This window comes from Stenotrophomonas sp. YJH_SMC_94-11 (assembly GCF_059370435.1).
The window spans coordinates 207933-222780 of record NZ_JCAFTR010000009.1 but is presented as its reverse complement, the minus strand read 5'-3'; the positions used below and the strand labels follow the sequence as shown (position 1 = coordinate 222780).

The 14848-nt window shown below is 62.7% G+C and carries 28 protein-coding genes; all 28 read left to right on the top strand.

Going from position 1 to position 14848, the window contains the following annotated elements:
- The coding region (locus AC5P74_RS16520) for an EF-Tu C-terminal domain-related protein (protein ID WP_495204990.1) at positions 1-141 on the top strand (141 nt) is incomplete at its 5' end.
- 332 nt (positions 142-473) lie between these two features.
- A complete protein-coding gene (gene rpsJ, locus AC5P74_RS16515; protein ID WP_005408208.1) occupies positions 474-785 on the top strand; it encodes a 30S ribosomal protein S10 in 312 nt (103 codons plus the stop codon).
- An 11-nt stretch (positions 786-796) separates the two neighbouring features.
- Positions 797-1447 carry a 50S ribosomal protein L3 gene (gene rplC, locus AC5P74_RS16510; RefSeq protein ID WP_004145336.1) on the top strand — a complete coding sequence of 217 codons (651 nt, stop codon included), beginning with the start codon at positions 797-799 and terminating at the stop codon, positions 1445-1447.
- Between the two features lie 12 nt (positions 1448-1459).
- Positions 1460-2065, top strand: coding sequence for a 50S ribosomal protein L4 (gene rplD, locus AC5P74_RS16505; RefSeq protein ID WP_005415412.1), 606 nt, complete (start codon positions 1460-1462; stop codon positions 2063-2065).
- A complete protein-coding gene (rplW, locus tag AC5P74_RS16500; RefSeq protein ID WP_004145338.1) occupies positions 2062-2361 on the top strand; it encodes a 50S ribosomal protein L23 in 300 nt (99 codons plus the stop codon). Before rplD ends, rplW begins: the two co-directional genes overlap by 4 nt.
- 10 nt (positions 2362-2371) lie before the next feature.
- Entirely contained in the window at positions 2372-3199 is an 828-nt protein-coding gene (rplB, locus tag AC5P74_RS16495; protein WP_004145339.1) for a 50S ribosomal protein L2, read from the top strand.
- Between the two features lie 6 nt (positions 3200-3205).
- A complete protein-coding gene (gene rpsS, locus AC5P74_RS16490) occupies positions 3206-3475 on the top strand; it encodes a 30S ribosomal protein S19 (protein ID WP_005415413.1) in 270 nt (89 codons plus the stop codon).
- Positions 3476-3487: 12 nt separating this feature from the next.
- Entirely contained in the window at positions 3488-3823 is a 336-nt protein-coding gene (gene rplV, locus AC5P74_RS16485) for a 50S ribosomal protein L22 (protein ID WP_004145348.1), read from the top strand.
- A gap of 18 nt (positions 3824-3841) precedes the next feature.
- The gene (gene rpsC, locus AC5P74_RS16480; RefSeq protein WP_005415414.1) at positions 3842-4576 is read left to right on the top strand and encodes a 30S ribosomal protein S3; all 735 of its coding nucleotides are present in this window, start codon (positions 3842-3844) and stop codon (positions 4574-4576) included.
- A 5-nt stretch (positions 4577-4581) separates the two neighbouring features.
- Complete coding sequence (gene rplP / locus AC5P74_RS16475; RefSeq protein ID WP_004154486.1) at positions 4582-4995, top strand: 50S ribosomal protein L16; 414 nt, start codon at positions 4582-4584, stop codon at positions 4993-4995.
- Entirely contained in the window at positions 4995-5180 is a 186-nt protein-coding gene (gene rpmC / locus AC5P74_RS16470) for a 50S ribosomal protein L29 (RefSeq protein WP_004154487.1), read from the top strand. The genes rplP and rpmC overlap by 1 nt, the downstream gene beginning before the upstream one ends.
- 11 nt (positions 5181-5191) lie before the next feature.
- Complete coding sequence (gene rpsQ, locus AC5P74_RS16465) at positions 5192-5461, top strand: 30S ribosomal protein S17 (RefSeq protein WP_004154489.1); 270 nt, start codon at positions 5192-5194, stop codon at positions 5459-5461.
- A 12-nt stretch (positions 5462-5473) separates the two neighbouring features.
- On the top strand, positions 5474-5842 hold the full coding sequence (rplN, locus tag AC5P74_RS16460) for a 50S ribosomal protein L14 (protein WP_010483978.1): 369 nt from the start codon (positions 5474-5476) through the stop codon (positions 5840-5842).
- A gap of 16 nt (positions 5843-5858) precedes the next feature.
- Complete coding sequence (rplX, locus tag AC5P74_RS16455; protein ID WP_004154490.1) at positions 5859-6176, top strand: 50S ribosomal protein L24; 318 nt, start codon at positions 5859-5861, stop codon at positions 6174-6176.
- Positions 6177-6187: 11 nt separating this feature from the next.
- On the top strand, positions 6188-6730 hold the full coding sequence (rplE, locus tag AC5P74_RS16450) for a 50S ribosomal protein L5 (RefSeq protein ID WP_005415416.1): 543 nt from the start codon (positions 6188-6190) through the stop codon (positions 6728-6730).
- An 18-nt stretch (positions 6731-6748) separates the two neighbouring features.
- Positions 6749-7054 carry a 30S ribosomal protein S14 gene (rpsN, locus tag AC5P74_RS16445; RefSeq protein WP_005408209.1) on the top strand — a complete coding sequence of 102 codons (306 nt, stop codon included), beginning with the start codon at positions 6749-6751 and terminating at the stop codon, positions 7052-7054.
- Positions 7055-7311: 257 nt separating this feature from the next.
- Entirely contained in the window at positions 7312-7710 is a 399-nt protein-coding gene (gene rpsH / locus AC5P74_RS16440) for a 30S ribosomal protein S8 (protein WP_005415417.1), read from the top strand.
- Positions 7711-7728: 18 nt separating this feature from the next.
- The gene (gene rplF, locus AC5P74_RS16435; protein ID WP_053500143.1) at positions 7729-8253 is read left to right on the top strand and encodes a 50S ribosomal protein L6; all 525 of its coding nucleotides are present in this window, start codon (positions 7729-7731) and stop codon (positions 8251-8253) included.
- A gap of 32 nt (positions 8254-8285) precedes the next feature.
- Positions 8286-8639 carry a 50S ribosomal protein L18 gene (gene rplR, locus AC5P74_RS16430; RefSeq protein ID WP_004154495.1) on the top strand — a complete coding sequence of 118 codons (354 nt, stop codon included), beginning with the start codon at positions 8286-8288 and terminating at the stop codon, positions 8637-8639.
- A gap of 161 nt (positions 8640-8800) precedes the next feature.
- Positions 8801-9343, top strand: coding sequence for a 30S ribosomal protein S5 (gene rpsE / locus AC5P74_RS16425; RefSeq protein ID WP_005415419.1), 543 nt, complete (start codon positions 8801-8803; stop codon positions 9341-9343).
- Positions 9336-9527, top strand: a complete 192-nt coding sequence (rpmD, locus tag AC5P74_RS16420; RefSeq protein WP_005408214.1) for a 50S ribosomal protein L30 — start codon at positions 9336-9338, stop codon at positions 9525-9527. Before rpsE ends, rpmD begins: the two co-directional genes overlap by 8 nt.
- Positions 9528-9533: 6 nt before the next feature.
- A complete protein-coding gene (rplO, locus tag AC5P74_RS16415; protein WP_004154498.1) occupies positions 9534-9977 on the top strand; it encodes a 50S ribosomal protein L15 in 444 nt (147 codons plus the stop codon).
- A 7-nt stretch (positions 9978-9984) separates the two neighbouring features.
- Positions 9985-11352 (top strand): preprotein translocase subunit SecY, encoded by a 1368-nt coding sequence (secY, locus tag AC5P74_RS16410; RefSeq protein WP_005415420.1) that lies wholly within the window; start codon positions 9985-9987, stop codon positions 11350-11352.
- 347 nt (positions 11353-11699) lie between these two features.
- Entirely contained in the window at positions 11700-12056 is a 357-nt protein-coding gene (rpsM, locus tag AC5P74_RS16405) for a 30S ribosomal protein S13 (protein ID WP_004154500.1), read from the top strand.
- 11 nt (positions 12057-12067) lie between these two features.
- Positions 12068-12457, top strand: a complete 390-nt coding sequence (gene rpsK / locus AC5P74_RS16400; protein WP_004145443.1) for a 30S ribosomal protein S11 — start codon at positions 12068-12070, stop codon at positions 12455-12457.
- Between the two features lie 15 nt (positions 12458-12472).
- Entirely contained in the window at positions 12473-13102 is a 630-nt protein-coding gene (gene rpsD, locus AC5P74_RS16395) for a 30S ribosomal protein S4 (protein ID WP_004145446.1), read from the top strand.
- A 55-nt stretch (positions 13103-13157) separates the two neighbouring features.
- Positions 13158-14156, top strand: coding sequence for a DNA-directed RNA polymerase subunit alpha (locus AC5P74_RS16390; RefSeq protein WP_005408216.1), 999 nt, complete (start codon positions 13158-13160; stop codon positions 14154-14156).
- Positions 14157-14346: 190 nt separating this feature from the next.
- Entirely contained in the window at positions 14347-14730 is a 384-nt protein-coding gene (gene rplQ, locus AC5P74_RS16385; protein ID WP_005408217.1) for a 50S ribosomal protein L17, read from the top strand.
- Positions 14731-14848: the final 118 nt, after the last annotated feature.

Genomic DNA, 14848 nt, shown 5'->3' with positions numbered 1-14848 from the left:
GAAATGGTGATGCCGGGTGACAACGTCAAGATGGAAGTCACCCTGATCAACCCGGTGGCCATGGACGAAGGTCTGCGCTTCGCCATCCGCGAAGGCGGCCGTACCGTCGGCGCCGGCGTGGTCTCGAAGATCATCGAGTAATCTGGTAGTATCAGCGCCCCGATGTTGCCTGGGTAGGGCATCGGGGCGTATCAAATGGGAAAGCAGGCATAGGATGTGCCTTGTGTTCCCCGGACCAGGAAGGGTCAATGCCATTCAGGCGGCGTCAACAGGCGACTGTTGACAGCTGCCTTGCGTGCCATTATGCTTCTACGTCTGGGCAGGCCGGGTAACTGGTCTGCCTACGTTTTTGAGGTCCATGGATTGACCTTGGCGGCCTGCAGGACTGCGGGCCGTCCGTATTCAGGAATTTCATGGGACAAAGCAACCCAGAGGCTTTGTCTGTCGCTCTTTTAACGAAGGAACCTACCGCCATGGCGGACCAAAAGATCCGGATCCGGCTGAAAGCGTTCGATCATCGTCTGATCGACCGTTCGGCCAGCGAGATCGTTGAAACGGCAAAGCGGACCGGCGCGCAAGTGCGTGGCCCGATCCCGCTGCCGACCAAGATCGAGCGTTACACCGTTCTCGTTTCCCCGCACGTCGACAAGGACGCGCGTGACCAGTACGAGACCCGCACGCACAAGCGCGTGCTCGATATCGTTGACCCGAATGACAAGACCGTGGACGCGCTGATGAAGCTCGAACTGGCTGCCGGCGTCGACGTTCAGATCAAGCTGACCTGAGGACTACGACCATGACGAAGAAGTATTCGTTGGGCTTCGTGGGCCGCAAGGCCGGCATGAGCCGCGTGTTCACTGAAGATGGCCGCTCCATCCCGGTGACCCTGATCGAAGCAACCCCGAACCGCATCGCGCAGATCAAGACCGTCGAAACCGACGGCTACAGCGCCGTGCAGGTGACCGTCGGCGCGCGTCGCGCTGCCCTGGTCAACAAGCCGGAAGCCGGCCACTTCGCCAAGGCGAAGGTGGAAGCGGGTCGTGGCCTGTGGGAATTCCGCGTTGAAGACGCGCAGCTCGGCGATTTCGCCGTTGGCGGCGAAGTCAAGGCGGACATCTTCGAAGTCGGCCAGATCGTCGACGTCCAGGGTGTCACCAAGGGTAAGGGCTTCCAGGGCACCATCAAGCGCCACAACTTCCGTATGGGCGATGCAACCCACGGTAACTCGCTGTCGCATCGCGCGCCGGGTTCGCTGGGTCAGCGCCAGACCCCGGGTCGCGTTTTCCCGGGCAAGAAGATGTCGGGCCACATGGGCGCGGTGCAGCAGAGCACCCAGAACCTGGAAGTGGTCAAGGTCGACGTCGAGCGCGGTCTGATCGCGGTTCGCGGCGCCGTTCCGGGCGCGGCGGGTGGCGATGTGATCGTCCGTCCGGCGAGCAAGGCATAAGGAGAGATGACGATGGAACTCGTTATCACGGGTAGCAACAACAAGGTCTCGGTCTCCGAAGCCGTGTTCGGTCGCGATTTCAGCGAAGATCTGGTCCACCAGGTCGTCGTTGCTTACCGCAACGCCGGTCGCGCCGGCACCAAGGCACAGAAGACTCGCTCCGAAGTGGCTGGTACCACCAAGAAGTCGAAGAAGCAGAAGGGCGGCGGCGCGCGTCATGGCGCACTGACGGCTCCGATCTTCGTCGGCGGCGGTGTCACCTTCGCGGCCAAGCCGCGCAGCTTCGAGCAGAAGGTCAATCGCAAGCAGTACCGTGCCGCCATGTGCGCGATCCTGTCCGAGCTGAACCGTCAGGGCCGTCTGACCATCGTGGAGGCCTTCGACGTCGAAGCCACCAGCACGAAGGGTCTGATCGCCAAGCTGGCCGGCCTGGAAGTGGGCAAGCGCCCGCTGATCGTCACCGAGGAAGCGTCCGAGCACCTGTACCTGTCCGCCCGCAATCTGCCGTACGTGCAGGTGCGTGACGTGCAGGGTCTGGACCCGGTCTCGCTGGTGGGTGCCGACACGGTCGTCATCACCGCTGACGCGGTCAAGAAGGTCGAGGAGTGGCTGGCATGAACAGCAACGAAAAAATCTTCAGCGTGCTGCGTGCCCCGCGTGTCTCGGAAAAGACCGCGCGCCTGCAGGAACTCTCCAATCAGTATGTCTTCGAAGTTTCGAACGAAGCCACCAAGGCCGATGTAAAGGCCGCGGTTGAGCAGCTGTTCGACGTCAAGGTCGAAGCCGTCAACGTGGTCAACGTCAAGGGCAAGAACAAGTCCTTCCGTAACCGTGCTGGCCGCCGCGGCGATTGGCGCAAGGCGTACGTTCGCCTGGCCGACGGCCAGTCGATCGATGTAACGGCCAAGGCCTGAGGTACATCCCATGCCATTGATGAAATTCAAGCCCACCTCCCCCGGCCGCCGTTCGGCCGTGCGCGTGGTCACCCCCGACCTGCACAAGGGTGCTCCGCACGCCGCGCTGGTCGAGTCGCAGAGCCGCTCGGGTGGTCGTAACCACCACGGTCGCATCACCGTGCGTCACGTCGGTGGTGGTGCCAAGCAGCACTACCGCATCATCGACTTCAAGCGCAACAAGCTGGGCATCCCGGCGCGCGTGGAACGCATCGAATACGATCCGAACCGCACCGCCCACATCGCTCTGCTGTGCTACGTCGACGGTGAGCGTCGCTACATCATCGCCCCGAAGGGCCTGAAGGCTGGTGATCAGGTGATCGCTGGTTCGGACGCCCCGATCAAGGCCGGCAATACCCTGCCGCTGCGCAACATCCCGGTCGGTACCACCATCCACTGCATCGAACTGAAGCCGGGCAAGGGCGCTCAGATCGCTCGCGCCGCTGGTGCGGCCGTGCAGCTGGTGGCTCGTGAAGGCATCTACGCCACCCTGCGCCTGCGCTCGGGTGAAATGCGCAAGGTTCCGGTCGAGTGCTGCGCCACCATCGGCGAAGTCGGCAACGACGAGCACAGCCTGGAAAAGCTGGGCAAGGCCGGTGCCAAGCGTTGGCGCGGCGTCCGCCCGACCGTTCGTGGTGCTGCCATGAACCCGGTTGACCACCCGCACGGTGGTGGTGAGGCCAAGGCCGGCCAGGGTAACCCGCATCCGGTCACCCCGTGGGGTGTCCCGACCAAGGGTTACAAGACGCGCCATAACAAGCGCACTCAGCAGTTCATCGTCCGCGATCGTAGGGGCTAATCGACCATGGCACGTTCACTCAAGAAGGGCCCGTTCGTCGATCACCACCTCGTCAAGAAGGTGGAGGCCGCTGCGGGCAGCAAGAAGCCGATCAAGACCTGGTCGCGCCGTTCGATGATCCTGCCTGACATGGTAGGCATCACCATTGCCGTGCATAACGGCAAGAACCACATCCCGGTTCTCGTCAACGAGAACATGGTCGGCCACAAGCTCGGCGAATTTGCCATCACCCGGACCTTCAAGGGTCACGGTGGTGACAAGAAGTCGGGCAAGTAAGGAGAGATGACAATGGAAGCGAAAGCCATCCTGCGCACTGCGCGCATCTCCCCGCAGAAGGCTCGTCTGGTCGCTGACCAGGTGCGCGGTCTGCCGGCCGAACGTGCGGTCAACCTGCTGAAGTTCTCGGACAAGAAGGCTGCCCACCTGATCAAGAAGGTGGTGGAGTCGGCAATTGCCAACGCCGAGAACAACCAGGGCGCCGACGTCGACGAGCTGAAGGTTCAGACCATCATGGTTGATGAAGGTCCGACCCTGAAGCGTTTCATGGCGCGGGCGAAAGGCCGCGGTACCCGCATCCTCAAGCGCACCAGCCACATCACTGTGGTTGTGGGCGCCGCCAAGTAAGCGGATAAGGAAAAGACCATGGGTCATAAAGTTCATCCGATTGGTATCCGCCTCGGCATTTCCAAGGACTGGAACTCCAAGTGGTACGCCAACAAGGCCGAGTTCGCCGGTTACCTGGCAGCCGACCTGAAAGTGCGCGACATGCTGCGCAAGAAGCTGGCTCAGGCCGGCATCAGCAAGATCCTGATCGAGCGTCCGGCCAAGACCGCTCGCGTGACGATCCACACCGCCCGTCCGGGCGTGGTGATCGGCAAGCGCGGTGAGGACATCGAGAAGCTGCGCAAGGAAGTGAGCGAGATGATGGGCGTCCCGGCGCACATCAACGTCACCGAAGTGCGCAAGCCGGAACTGGACGCGCAGCTCGTTGCCGAGTCGATCGCCCAGCAGCTGGAGCGTCGCATCATGTTCCGCCGTGCAATGAAGCGCTCGGTCGGCAACGCGATGCGCCTGGGTGCCCTGGGCATCAAGGTCAACGTCGGTGGCCGCCTCAACGGTGCAGAAATCGCCCGTTCGGAGTGGTACCGCGAAGGCCGCGTGCCGCTGCACACCCTGCGTGCCGACATCGACTATGGCTTCGCTGAAGCCAAGACGACCTACGGCATCATCGGCATCAAGGTCTGGATCTACAAGGGCGAGGTCTTCGATTTCTCCCAGGTTGGCCAGGAAAAGCAGGACGACACCCCGTCGCGCAACGATCGTCACGATCGCGGCGACCGCGGTGATCGTCAGCGCCCGGCCCGTGAAGCGAGGTAACGACAATGTTGCAACCCAAGCGAACCAAGTACCGCAAGGTACACAAGGGCCGTAACGATGGCCTGAGCTGGAGCGCCAACGCTGTCAGCTTCGGCGAATACGGCCTGAAGGCAACCGCACACGGTCAGCTGACCGCGCGCCAGATCGAAGCGGCCCGCCGCTCGATCAGCCGCTACGTCAAGCGCGGCGGCAAGATGTGGATCCGCGTGTTCCCCGACAAGCCCATCACCAAGAAGCCCATCGAAGTCCGAATGGGTTCGGGTAAGGGTAACGTGGAATACTGGGTGGCCCAGATCCAGCCCGGCCGCATGATCTATGAAATCGAGGGTGTTTCCGAGGAAGTGGCTCGCGAGGCGTTCCGCCTGGCCGCCGCCAAGCTCTCGGTCACCACCACTTTCGTGACCCGTACGGTGCGCTGATGGATATCAAAACTCTCCGTGAAAAGTCGGCTGACGAACTCAAGGCCCACCTGATCGACCTGCGTAAGGAACAGTTCTCTGTCCGTATGCAGCAGGTCACCGGCCAGCTGCCGAAGACCCACGACATTCGCCGGGTCCGTCGCGAGATTGCTCGCGTCAAGACCCTGCTCGGCAGCACGAAGTAAGGATGGCCGCTATGAGCGACAATACTGAAAAGAAGACGCTGCGCACGGTCGAAGGCCGTGTCGTCAGCAACAAGATGGACAAGACGGTTACCGTCCTGGTTGAGCGTCAGGTCAAGCACGCGCTGTACGGCAAGTACATCAAGCGCTCGACCAAGCTGCACGCCCACGATGCCGACAACGCCTGCAAGGAAGGCGACGTCGTCCGCGTGACCGAGATTGCTCCGATGTCCAAGACCAAGAACTGGCGCGTGGTGGAAGTCATCACGCGTGCGGCTGAATAAGGAGTCTGAATCATGATCCAGATGCAGAGCTACCTTGACGTCGCGGACAATTCGGGTGCCAAGCAGGTGATGTGCTTCAAGGTGCTGGGTGGTTCCAAGCGCCGTTACGCCGGTATCGGCGACATCATCAAGGTCACCGTGAAGGATGCGATTCCGCGCGGCAAGGTCAAGAAGGGTGAAGTGTATGACGCCGTCGTGGTGCGTACCCGCAAGGGTGTGCGTCGCGCCGACGGTTCGCTGATCCGCTTCGACGGCAACGCTGCCGTCCTGCTGAACAACAAGCAGGAGCCGATCGGTACCCGTATCTTCGGGCCGGTGACCCGTGAACTTCGTTCGGAGAAGTTCATGAAGATCGTCTCGCTCGCTCCCGAAGTGCTGTGAGCGACAGGAGATAATCATGGCTAACCGTATCAAGAAGGGCGACCAGGTTGTCGTCAACGCTGGCAAGGACAAGGGCAAGCAGGGCGAAGTCGTCCGCGTCGACGGCGACCGCGTGGTCGTCGCCAACGTGAACATCGTCAAGCGCCACACCAAGCCGAACCCGCAGGCAGGTGTTGCCGGCGGCGTGGTCGAGCGCGAAGCTTCGATCCATATCTCCAACGTGAACGTGCTGAACCCGGCTTCGGGCAAGGGCGAACGCGTTGGCTTCAAGGTGCTGGAGGATGGACGCAAACTGCGTGTGTTCCGCTCCAGCGGTGAGGCGCTCGACGCCTGAGGAATGTGAAGATGACTTCCCGTCTCGAAAAGATCTACAAGGAAGAAGTGGTGCCGGCGCTGATGAAGCAGTTCGGCTACACCAATCCGATGGAAGTACCGAAGCTCGTCAAGGTCACCCTGAACATGGGTGTCGGCGAGGCTGCCACCAACAAGAAGATCCTGGAAAATGCCGTCGCGGACATGACCAAGATTTCCGGCCAGAAGCCGGTTGTCACCAAGTCGCGTATCTCGGTTGCGTCGTTCAAGATCCGTGATGGTTGGCCGATCGGCTGCAAGACCACGCTGCGTCGCCACAAGATGTACGAGTTCCTGGACCGCCTGATCAACATCTCGCTGCCGCGCGTGCGCGACTTCCGTGGTGTTTCCGGTCGTTCCTTTGACGGCCGCGGCAACTTCAACATGGGTGTGAAGGAACAGATCATCTTCCCGGAAATCGACTTCGACGCCGTCGACGCGATCCGCGGTATGGATATCGCCATCACCACCACTGCGAAGACCGACGCGGAAGCGAAGGCGCTGCTGGCAGCGTTCAAGTTCCCGTTCCGTAACTGATCTGTCGAGGAAACCGAAATGGCAAAGACCTCCATGGTCAACCGCGACATCAAGCGGGAAAAGCTGGCCAAGAAGTACGCTGAGAAGCGTGCAGCTCTGAAGAAGATCGTGTCCTCCGTGGACGCGACCTACGAAGAGAAGATCGACGCCGCAACCAAGCTGGCCAAGCTGCCGCGCGATTCGTCGCCGAGCCGCCAGCGCAACCGTTGCGAGCTGTCGGGTCGTCCGCGTGGCGTGTACAGCAAGTTCGGCCTCGGCCGCAACAAGCTGCGCGAAGCCACCATGCGTGGCGACGTCCCGGGCCTGCGCAAGGCCAGCTGGTAATTCCAGCCGGCCCTGCGATCAGGAGCCCCCTCGGGGGCTTCTGAACCGGGGAGGGAGGCGTTCAGCTTCCTTTCTGCGAAAAAACCCGAAGAGCCCGGCGCAAGTCGGGCTCTTTTGGCGTATACTCCCGCGTCTTGCCCTGCGCAAACGGGGTTGTAGGAGTGGGCCCCGGCCCGCTGCATCAAGGGACCTGGCCCGTTTCCAGGAGACAACAGATTTTCGCGAAAGCGGATATCGGTGCACTCAAAGGTACTCATATGAGCATGACTGATCCCATCGCCGACCTGCTGGTCCGCATCAAGAATGCGGCTGCGGTTGGCAAGCAGACGGTGAAAGCCCCGTCGTCCAAGATCAAGGTTGCGATCGCCCAGGTCCTGAAGGACGAGGGTTACATCACCGACCTGCGCGTGACCCAGCTGGAAAACAACAAGGCCGAGCTGGAAATCGTGCTGAAGTATTTCGAAGGCAAGCCGGTCATCGCGACCCTGAAGCGCTTCTCGCGTTCGGGCCTGCGCCAGTACCGCGGCAAGAGCGAGCTGCCGAAGGTCATGAATGGCCTGGGCATCTCCATCATTTCCACCTCCAAGGGCATCATGACTGATGCGCAGGCGCGCCAGCTGGGCGTCGGCGGCGAAGTCCTGTGCTTCGTGGCCTAAGGCGAAAGGAGTAGAACTATGTCCCGCGTAGCCAAGAAGCCCGTCACCCTGGGTAAGGTCGAACTGAACGTCCAGTCGGAAAGCGTCACCGTCAAGGGCCCGAAGGGCACCCTGTCGCTGGTCAAGCCGGCCGGTATTGCCATCAACGTCGACAGCGGCGTTGCCACCCTGAGCACCGAGAACGCCGACCTGGTCGCGCTGACCGGTACCGTGCGCGCGATCCTGGCCAACATGGTCAAGGGCGTGTCCGAAGGCTTCGAGCGCAAGCTGGAGCTGGTCGGCGTGGGTTACCGTGCTGCCATGCAGGGCAAGGACCTGAGCCTGTCGCTCGGTTTCTCGCATCCGGTCGTGTTCGTGGCGCCGGAAGGCATCACCATCTCCACCCCGACCCAGACCGAGATCCTGGTCCAGGGCGCTGACAAGCAGGTCGTCGGTGAAGTCGCCGCCAAGATCCGTGCGTTCCGCAAGCCGGAGCCGTACAAGGGCAAGGGCGTGAAGTACTCCGACGAAGTCATCATCCGTAAGGAAGCCAAGAAGGCCTAATTAGGCGCTTCCGCTTTCAAGGAAAACACATCATGAACAAGAACATCGCCCGCCTGCGTCGCGCCAAGTCGACCCGTGCCCACATCCGTGAGCTCGGCGTCGCCCGCCTGTCGGTGCTGCGCACCGGCCAGCACCTGTACGCCCAGGTCTTCACCGCTGACGGTTCGAAGGTGCTGGCTGCCGCCAACACCACCCAGACCGACGTCAAGGAAGGCCTGAAGAACGGCAAGAACGCCGATGCCGCTGCCAAGGTCGGCCGCATCGTTGCCGAGCGCGCCAAGGCCGCCGGCATCGAGAAGGTTGCCTTCGATCGTTCGGGCTACCGCTACCACGGCCGCATCAAGGCCCTGGCAGAAGCCGCCCGCGAAGCCGGCCTGCAGTTCTAAGGGACAAGGGCAGGGGGCCGATGGCCTCCTGCCTGCCTGCTCGCCAGCCTGAGTGAGGCTGGACGGCGCCGCTCTTCTGCAGCGGTCCACCGGAACAACGCGTCACTTCACAACCATAAGCGGCCTCGAGCCGTACATACCCAAACAACCAAGGAATCAACATGGCAGAAGAGCGTCAGCAGCGGGGTCGCGATCGCGACCGTAACCGCGAAGAGAAGATCGACGACGGCATGATCGAAAAGCTGGTCGCGGTCAACCGCGTCAGCAAGACCGTCAAGGGTGGCCGCCAGTTCACCTTCACCGCCCTGACCGTGGTCGGCGACGGCGAAGGCAAGGTCGGTTTCGGTTATGGCAAGGCCCGCGAAGTGCCGGTCGCCATCCAGAAGTCGATGGAACAGGCCCGCAAGAACCTGGTCAGCGTTGACCTGAACAACGGCACCCTGTGGCACACCATCAAGGATGGTCACGGCGCAGCCCGCGTGTTCATGCAGCCGGCTTCGGAAGGTACTGGCGTCATCGCCGGCGGTGCGATGCGCGCCGTGCTGGAAGCCGTTGGCGTGAAGAACGTGCTGGCCAAGGCCACCGGTTCGCGCAACCCGATCAATCTGGTGCGCGCCACCGTGAAGGGCCTGACTGCTGCGCAGTCGCCGGCCCGCATCGCGGCCAAGCGTGGCAAGAAGGTGGAGGAACTCAACCATGGCTAATGAGTCCAACAAGACTGTGAAGGTCCGCCTGGTGCGTGGCCTGCGTGGCACCCAGTCGCGTCACCGCTTGTCGGTGCGTGCCCTGGGCCTGAACAAGCTCAACGATGTGCGTGAACTGAAGGACAGCCCGCAGGTGCGCGGCCTGATCAACAAGGTTCAGTACCTCGTCCAGGTTGAGGAGTAATCGACCATGACTCTGCGTCTCAATGAACTGAGCCCGGCACCGGGCGCCCGCACCGAGCGCACCCGCGTCGGCCGCGGTATCGGCTCGGGCCTGGGCAAGACTGCCGGCCGCGGCCACAAGGGTTCGTTCGCCCGCAAGGGTGGCGGCAAGATCAAGGCTGGCTTCGAAGGCGGCCAGACCCCCATGCAGCGTCGTCTGCCGAAGATCGGCTTCCGTTCGCCGATCGCCAAGGACACCGCTGAAGTGCTGCTGTACGCGCTGGACAAGCTGCCGGCCGGTGAGATCGACTTCGCCGCCCTGCGTGCTGCCAAGCTGGTCCCGAGCACTGCCAAGAAGGCCAAGGTCGTCGTCAAGGGCGAAGTGACCAAGGCGTTCACCCTGAAGGGTATTGCTGCCACGGCTGGTGCCAAGGCTGCGATCGAAGCTGCCGGCGGCAGCGTAACGGAGTAAGAAAATCATGGCGCAAGCTGGCATCGGTAACCTCGCGGGCGGAATGGGCAAGTTCACTGAACTTCGCCAACGTTTGCTGTTCGTCGTCGGGGCTTTGATCGTCTATCGCATCGGCTGCTACGTGCCGGTGCCGGGCGTCAATCCCGATGCCATGCTTGCCATGATGCAACAGCAGGGCGGCGGCATCGTGGACATGTTCAACATGTTCTCGGGCGGCGCCCTGCACCGTTTCAGCATCTTTGCGCTGAACGTGATGCCGTACATCTCGGCATCGATCGTGATGCAGCTGGCCGTGCACATCTTCCCCGCCCTGAAGGCGATGCAGAAGGAAGGTGAGTCCGGCCGCCGCAAGATCACCCAGTATTCGCGCATCGGCGCCGTGCTGCTGGCAGTGGTGCAGGGCGGTTCGATCGCACTGGCCCTGCAGGGCCAGGTTTCGCCGTCGGGCGCTCCGGTCGTGTACGCCCCCGGCATGGGCTTCGTGCTCACGGCGGTGGTCGCACTGACTGCCGGCACCATGTTCCTGATGTGGGTCGGTGAGCAGGTCACCGAACGCGGTATCGGCAACGGCGTGTCGCTGATCATCTTCGCCGGTATCGTCGCCGGTCTGCCGGGTGCGGTCATCCACACCTTCGACGCCTACCGCGACGGCAACATCCAGTTCATCCAGCTCCTGCTGATCGCCATCGTCGTACTCGCCTTCACCTTCTTCGTGGTGTTCGTGGAGCGTGGCCAGCGCCGGATCACGGTCAATTACGCGCGCCGCCAGGGCGGTCGCAACGCGTACATGAACCAGACCTCGTTCCTGCCGCTGAAGCTCAACATGGCCGGCGTCATCCCGGCGATCTTCGCCTCGAGCCTGCTGGCCTTCCCGGCCACCCTGGCCATGTGGTCCGGCCAGGCTGCCAACCAGAGCAGCTTCGGCCAGGTCCTGCAGAAGGTCGCCAATGCCCTGGGCCCGGGCGAGCCGCTGCACATGATCGTGTTCGCTGCGCTGATCACCGGTTTCGCGTTCTTCTATACCGCGCTGGTGTTCAATTCGCAGGAAACCGCCGACAACCTGAAGAAGTCGGGCGCTTTGATTCCGGGCATCCGTCCGGGCAAGGCCACCGCCGACTACATCGACGGCGTGCTGACCCGCCTGACCGCGGCCGGCTCGGCCTACCTGGTGATCGTCTGCCTGCTGCCGGAACTGATGCGCACGCAGCTGAATGCCTCGTTCTACTTCGGTGGCACGTCGCTGCTGATCGTGGTGGTGGTGGTGATGGACTTCATCGCCCAGGTGCAGGCACACCTGATGTCCCACCAGTACGAGAGCCTGCTGAAGAAGGCCAACCTGAAGGGCGGCAACCGCGGCGGTTTTGCCCGCGGCTGATAGGCCTGTTATACTTTCGTCTTCCTGACGTGATGGTCCCTCCGCTTCGCGGACTCCGGCCACACAAACGAAGGGCGGCCCCCGCAGCGGTTCCGGGTGGGGGTGTGATGAGGTGGTCCCGCGCTGGAGTAGCGCGGGCGGCCCCGGGGGAAACCCCAGGTCCAACCCCATCCGGCGCCGGAGCCTGGGCACACTCCCCAGGCCGGGTTCATGAAACCAATGGTTTCACGGGCTTCCATGTAAACCGGAACCTTGTTAGTATCGCTAGTTCACTTTTTTGATCCATCCTGCCGGATTGGCGTGCCCGAGGCGCGCTGTCGGCCATCACTCAGCTGGAGAACCGCGTCATGGCGCGTATTGCAGGCGTCAACCTGCCAGCCCAGAAGCACGTCTGGGTCGGGTTGCAAAGCATTTACGGCATCGGCCGTACCCGTTCGAAGAAGGTCTGCGAAGTCGCAGGCGTTGCTTCGACCACCAAGATCCGCGATCTGTCGGAGCCGGAAATCGAGCGCCTGCGCGCCGAAGTCGGCAAGTACATCGTGGAAGGCGATCTGCGCCGTGAGATCGGCATCGCGATCAAGCGCCTGATGGACCTGGGCTGCTACCGCGGCCTGCGTCACCGTCGTGGCCTCCCGCTGCGTGGCCAGCGCACCCGTACCAACGCCCGCACCCGCAAGGGTCCGCGCAAGGCGATCAAGAAGTAAGGGACTGAGAAATGGCTAAGCCCGCTGCTAAGACCAAGAAGAAGATCAAGCGCGTCGTCACCGACGGCGTTGCCCACGTCCACGCTTCGTTCAACAACACCATCGTCACCATCACCGACCGCCAGGGCAACGCTCTGTCGTGGGCGACCTCCGGTGGCGCTGGCTTCCGCGGTTCGCGCAAGTCGACCCCGTTCGCTGCCCAGGTGGCTGCTGAGAAGGCCGGTCGTGCTGCGCTGGACTACGGCGTGAAGTCGCTGGAAGTTCGCATCAAGGGCCCGGGTCCGGGCCGTGAGTCGGCCGTGCGTTCGCTGAACAACGTCGGCTACAAGATCACCAACATCATCGACGTGACGCCCATCCCGCACAACGGGTGCCGTCCGCCGAAGAAGCGTCGCGTCTAAAGGGAGCGATAAGAAATGGCTCGTTATATCGGTCCTACCTGTAAGCTCGCCCGCCGCGAAGGCGCCGACCTGTCCCTGAAGAGCCCGGCGCGTGCGCTGGACTCCAAGTGCAAGCTGGAGCAGAAGCCCGGCCAGCACGGCGCCACTGCCCGCAAGGGCAAGCTGTCCGACTACGCCACCCAGCTGCGTGAAAAGCAGAAGGTCAAGCGTATCTACGGCCTGCTGGAGCGTCAGTTCCGCAACTACTACAAGAAGGCCTCGACCAAGAAGGGCAACACCGGCGAGAACCTGCTGCAGCTGCTGGAAACCCGCCTGGACAACGTCGTCTACCGCATGGGCTTCGCCGTGACCCGTCCGGCTGCCCGTCAGCTGGTGTCGCACCGCGGCGTCACCGTGAATGGCAAGTCGGTCAACCTGGCTTCGTACCAGGTCAAGGCTGGCGACGCCATCGCTCTGTCCGAAAAGGCTGCCAAGCAGCTGCGCGTCCAGGAAGCCCTGACCGTCGCCGCCCAGCATGACCTGAGCCCGTCGTGGGTTGAAGTGGATTCCGGCAAGTTCACCGGCATCTTCAAGGCTGTTCCGGATCGTTCGGATCTGCCTGCGGACATCAACGAAGCGCTGATCGTCGAGCTGTATTCGAAGTAATTCACATTGGAGAGCCCCCGGCGACGGCCGGGGGTTCACTAGGAGAACCCGCAACATGACGGTTACCGCCAACCAGGTTCTGCGTCCTCGCGGTCCGCAGATCGAACGCCTTACCGACACCCGTGCAAAGGTCGTTATCGAACCTTTGGAGCGGGGTTACGGGCATACGCTGGGCAACGCCCTGCGTCGCGTGCTGCTGTCGTCCATCCCGGGCTTCGCCATCACGGAAGTCGAAATCGACGGCGTGTTGCATGAGTACACCACGGTCGAAGGTCTGCAGGAGGACGTCCTCGAAGTCCTGCTCAACCTTAAGGATGTGGCCATCCGTATGCACTCCGGCGACAGCGCCACCCTGTCCCTGTCCAAGCAGGGCCCGGGCGTTGTCACCGCTGCCGACATCAAGGTCGACCACAATGTGGAGATCCTGAACGGCGACCATGTGATCTGCCACCTGACCAAGGATACGGCGATCAACATGCGTCTGAAGATCGAACGTGGTTTCGGCTACCAGCCGGCTGCCGCGCGTCGTCGTCCGGACGAAGAAACCCGTGCCATCGGCCGCCTGGTCCTGGATGCCTCGTTCTCGCCGGTCCGCCGTGTCGCCTATGCCGTGGAAGCGGCGCGTGTCGAACAGCGCACCGACCTGGACAAGCTGGTCATCGATATCGAGACCAACGGCACCATCGATGCCGAGGAAGCCGTGCGCACCGCCGCCGACATCCTCAGCGACCAGCTGTCGGTGTTCGGTGACTTCACCCACCGCGACCGCGGTGCGGCCAAGCCGGCCAACAACGGCGTGGATCCGGTGCTGCTGCGCCCGATCGACGATCTGGAGCTGACCGTGCGTTCGGCCAACTGCCTGAAGGCTGAAAGCATCTACTACATCGGCGATCTGATCCAGAAGACCGAAGTGGAGCTGCTGAAGACCCCGAACCTGGGCAAGAAGTCGCTCACCGAGATCAAGGAAGTGCTGGCTCAGCGCGGCCTGTCGCTCGGCATGAAGCTGGAGAACTGGCCGCCGGCCGGCGTCGCCAGCCACGGCATGCTGGGCTGATATCGGTAATACCTGAAGGCTCCACCGTTCGCGGTGGGGCCTTCAACGCACCACACCATGCCACGACGAACCGCAGGTTCGCGGGCAGGTCGTCCAGGATGGGCGGCCAGGACCATCCGCAGTCCGCGCAGCAACGCCAGGATGGCGACAACGATCCGCACAGCCTCATCATTAACCAAGGAATATCACCATGCGTCACCAGAAGTCTGGCCGTAAGTTCAGCCGTACCAGCGCCCACCGCGAAGCGATGTTCAAGAACATGGCCGCCTCGCTGTTCAAGCACGAGCTGATCAAGACCACCCTGCCGAAGGCCAAGGAACTGCGCCGCGTTGCCGAGCCGCTGATCACCCTGGCCAAGGTCGACTCCGTCGCCAACCGCCGTCTGGCTTTCGCCCGCCTGCGCGACAACGAAGCCGTGGGCAACCTGTTCACCATCCTGGGCCCGCGCTACGCGAACCGTCCGGGCGGCTACCTGCGCCTGCTGAAGTGCGGCTTCCGCGCTGGCGACAACGCGCCGATGGCCTACGTCGAGCTGGTTGACCGTCCGGTCGTGGCCGAGGAAGTGGCCGAGTAATCGGACCGTTCCAATGCGACACAGCGAAAGCCCGGCCTCTGCCGGGCTTTTGCGTTTCTGGGGGATCTGACCCGCACCGTTCCGACAGGCGTCACCTGTGGCGGTTCGAATGGCATGC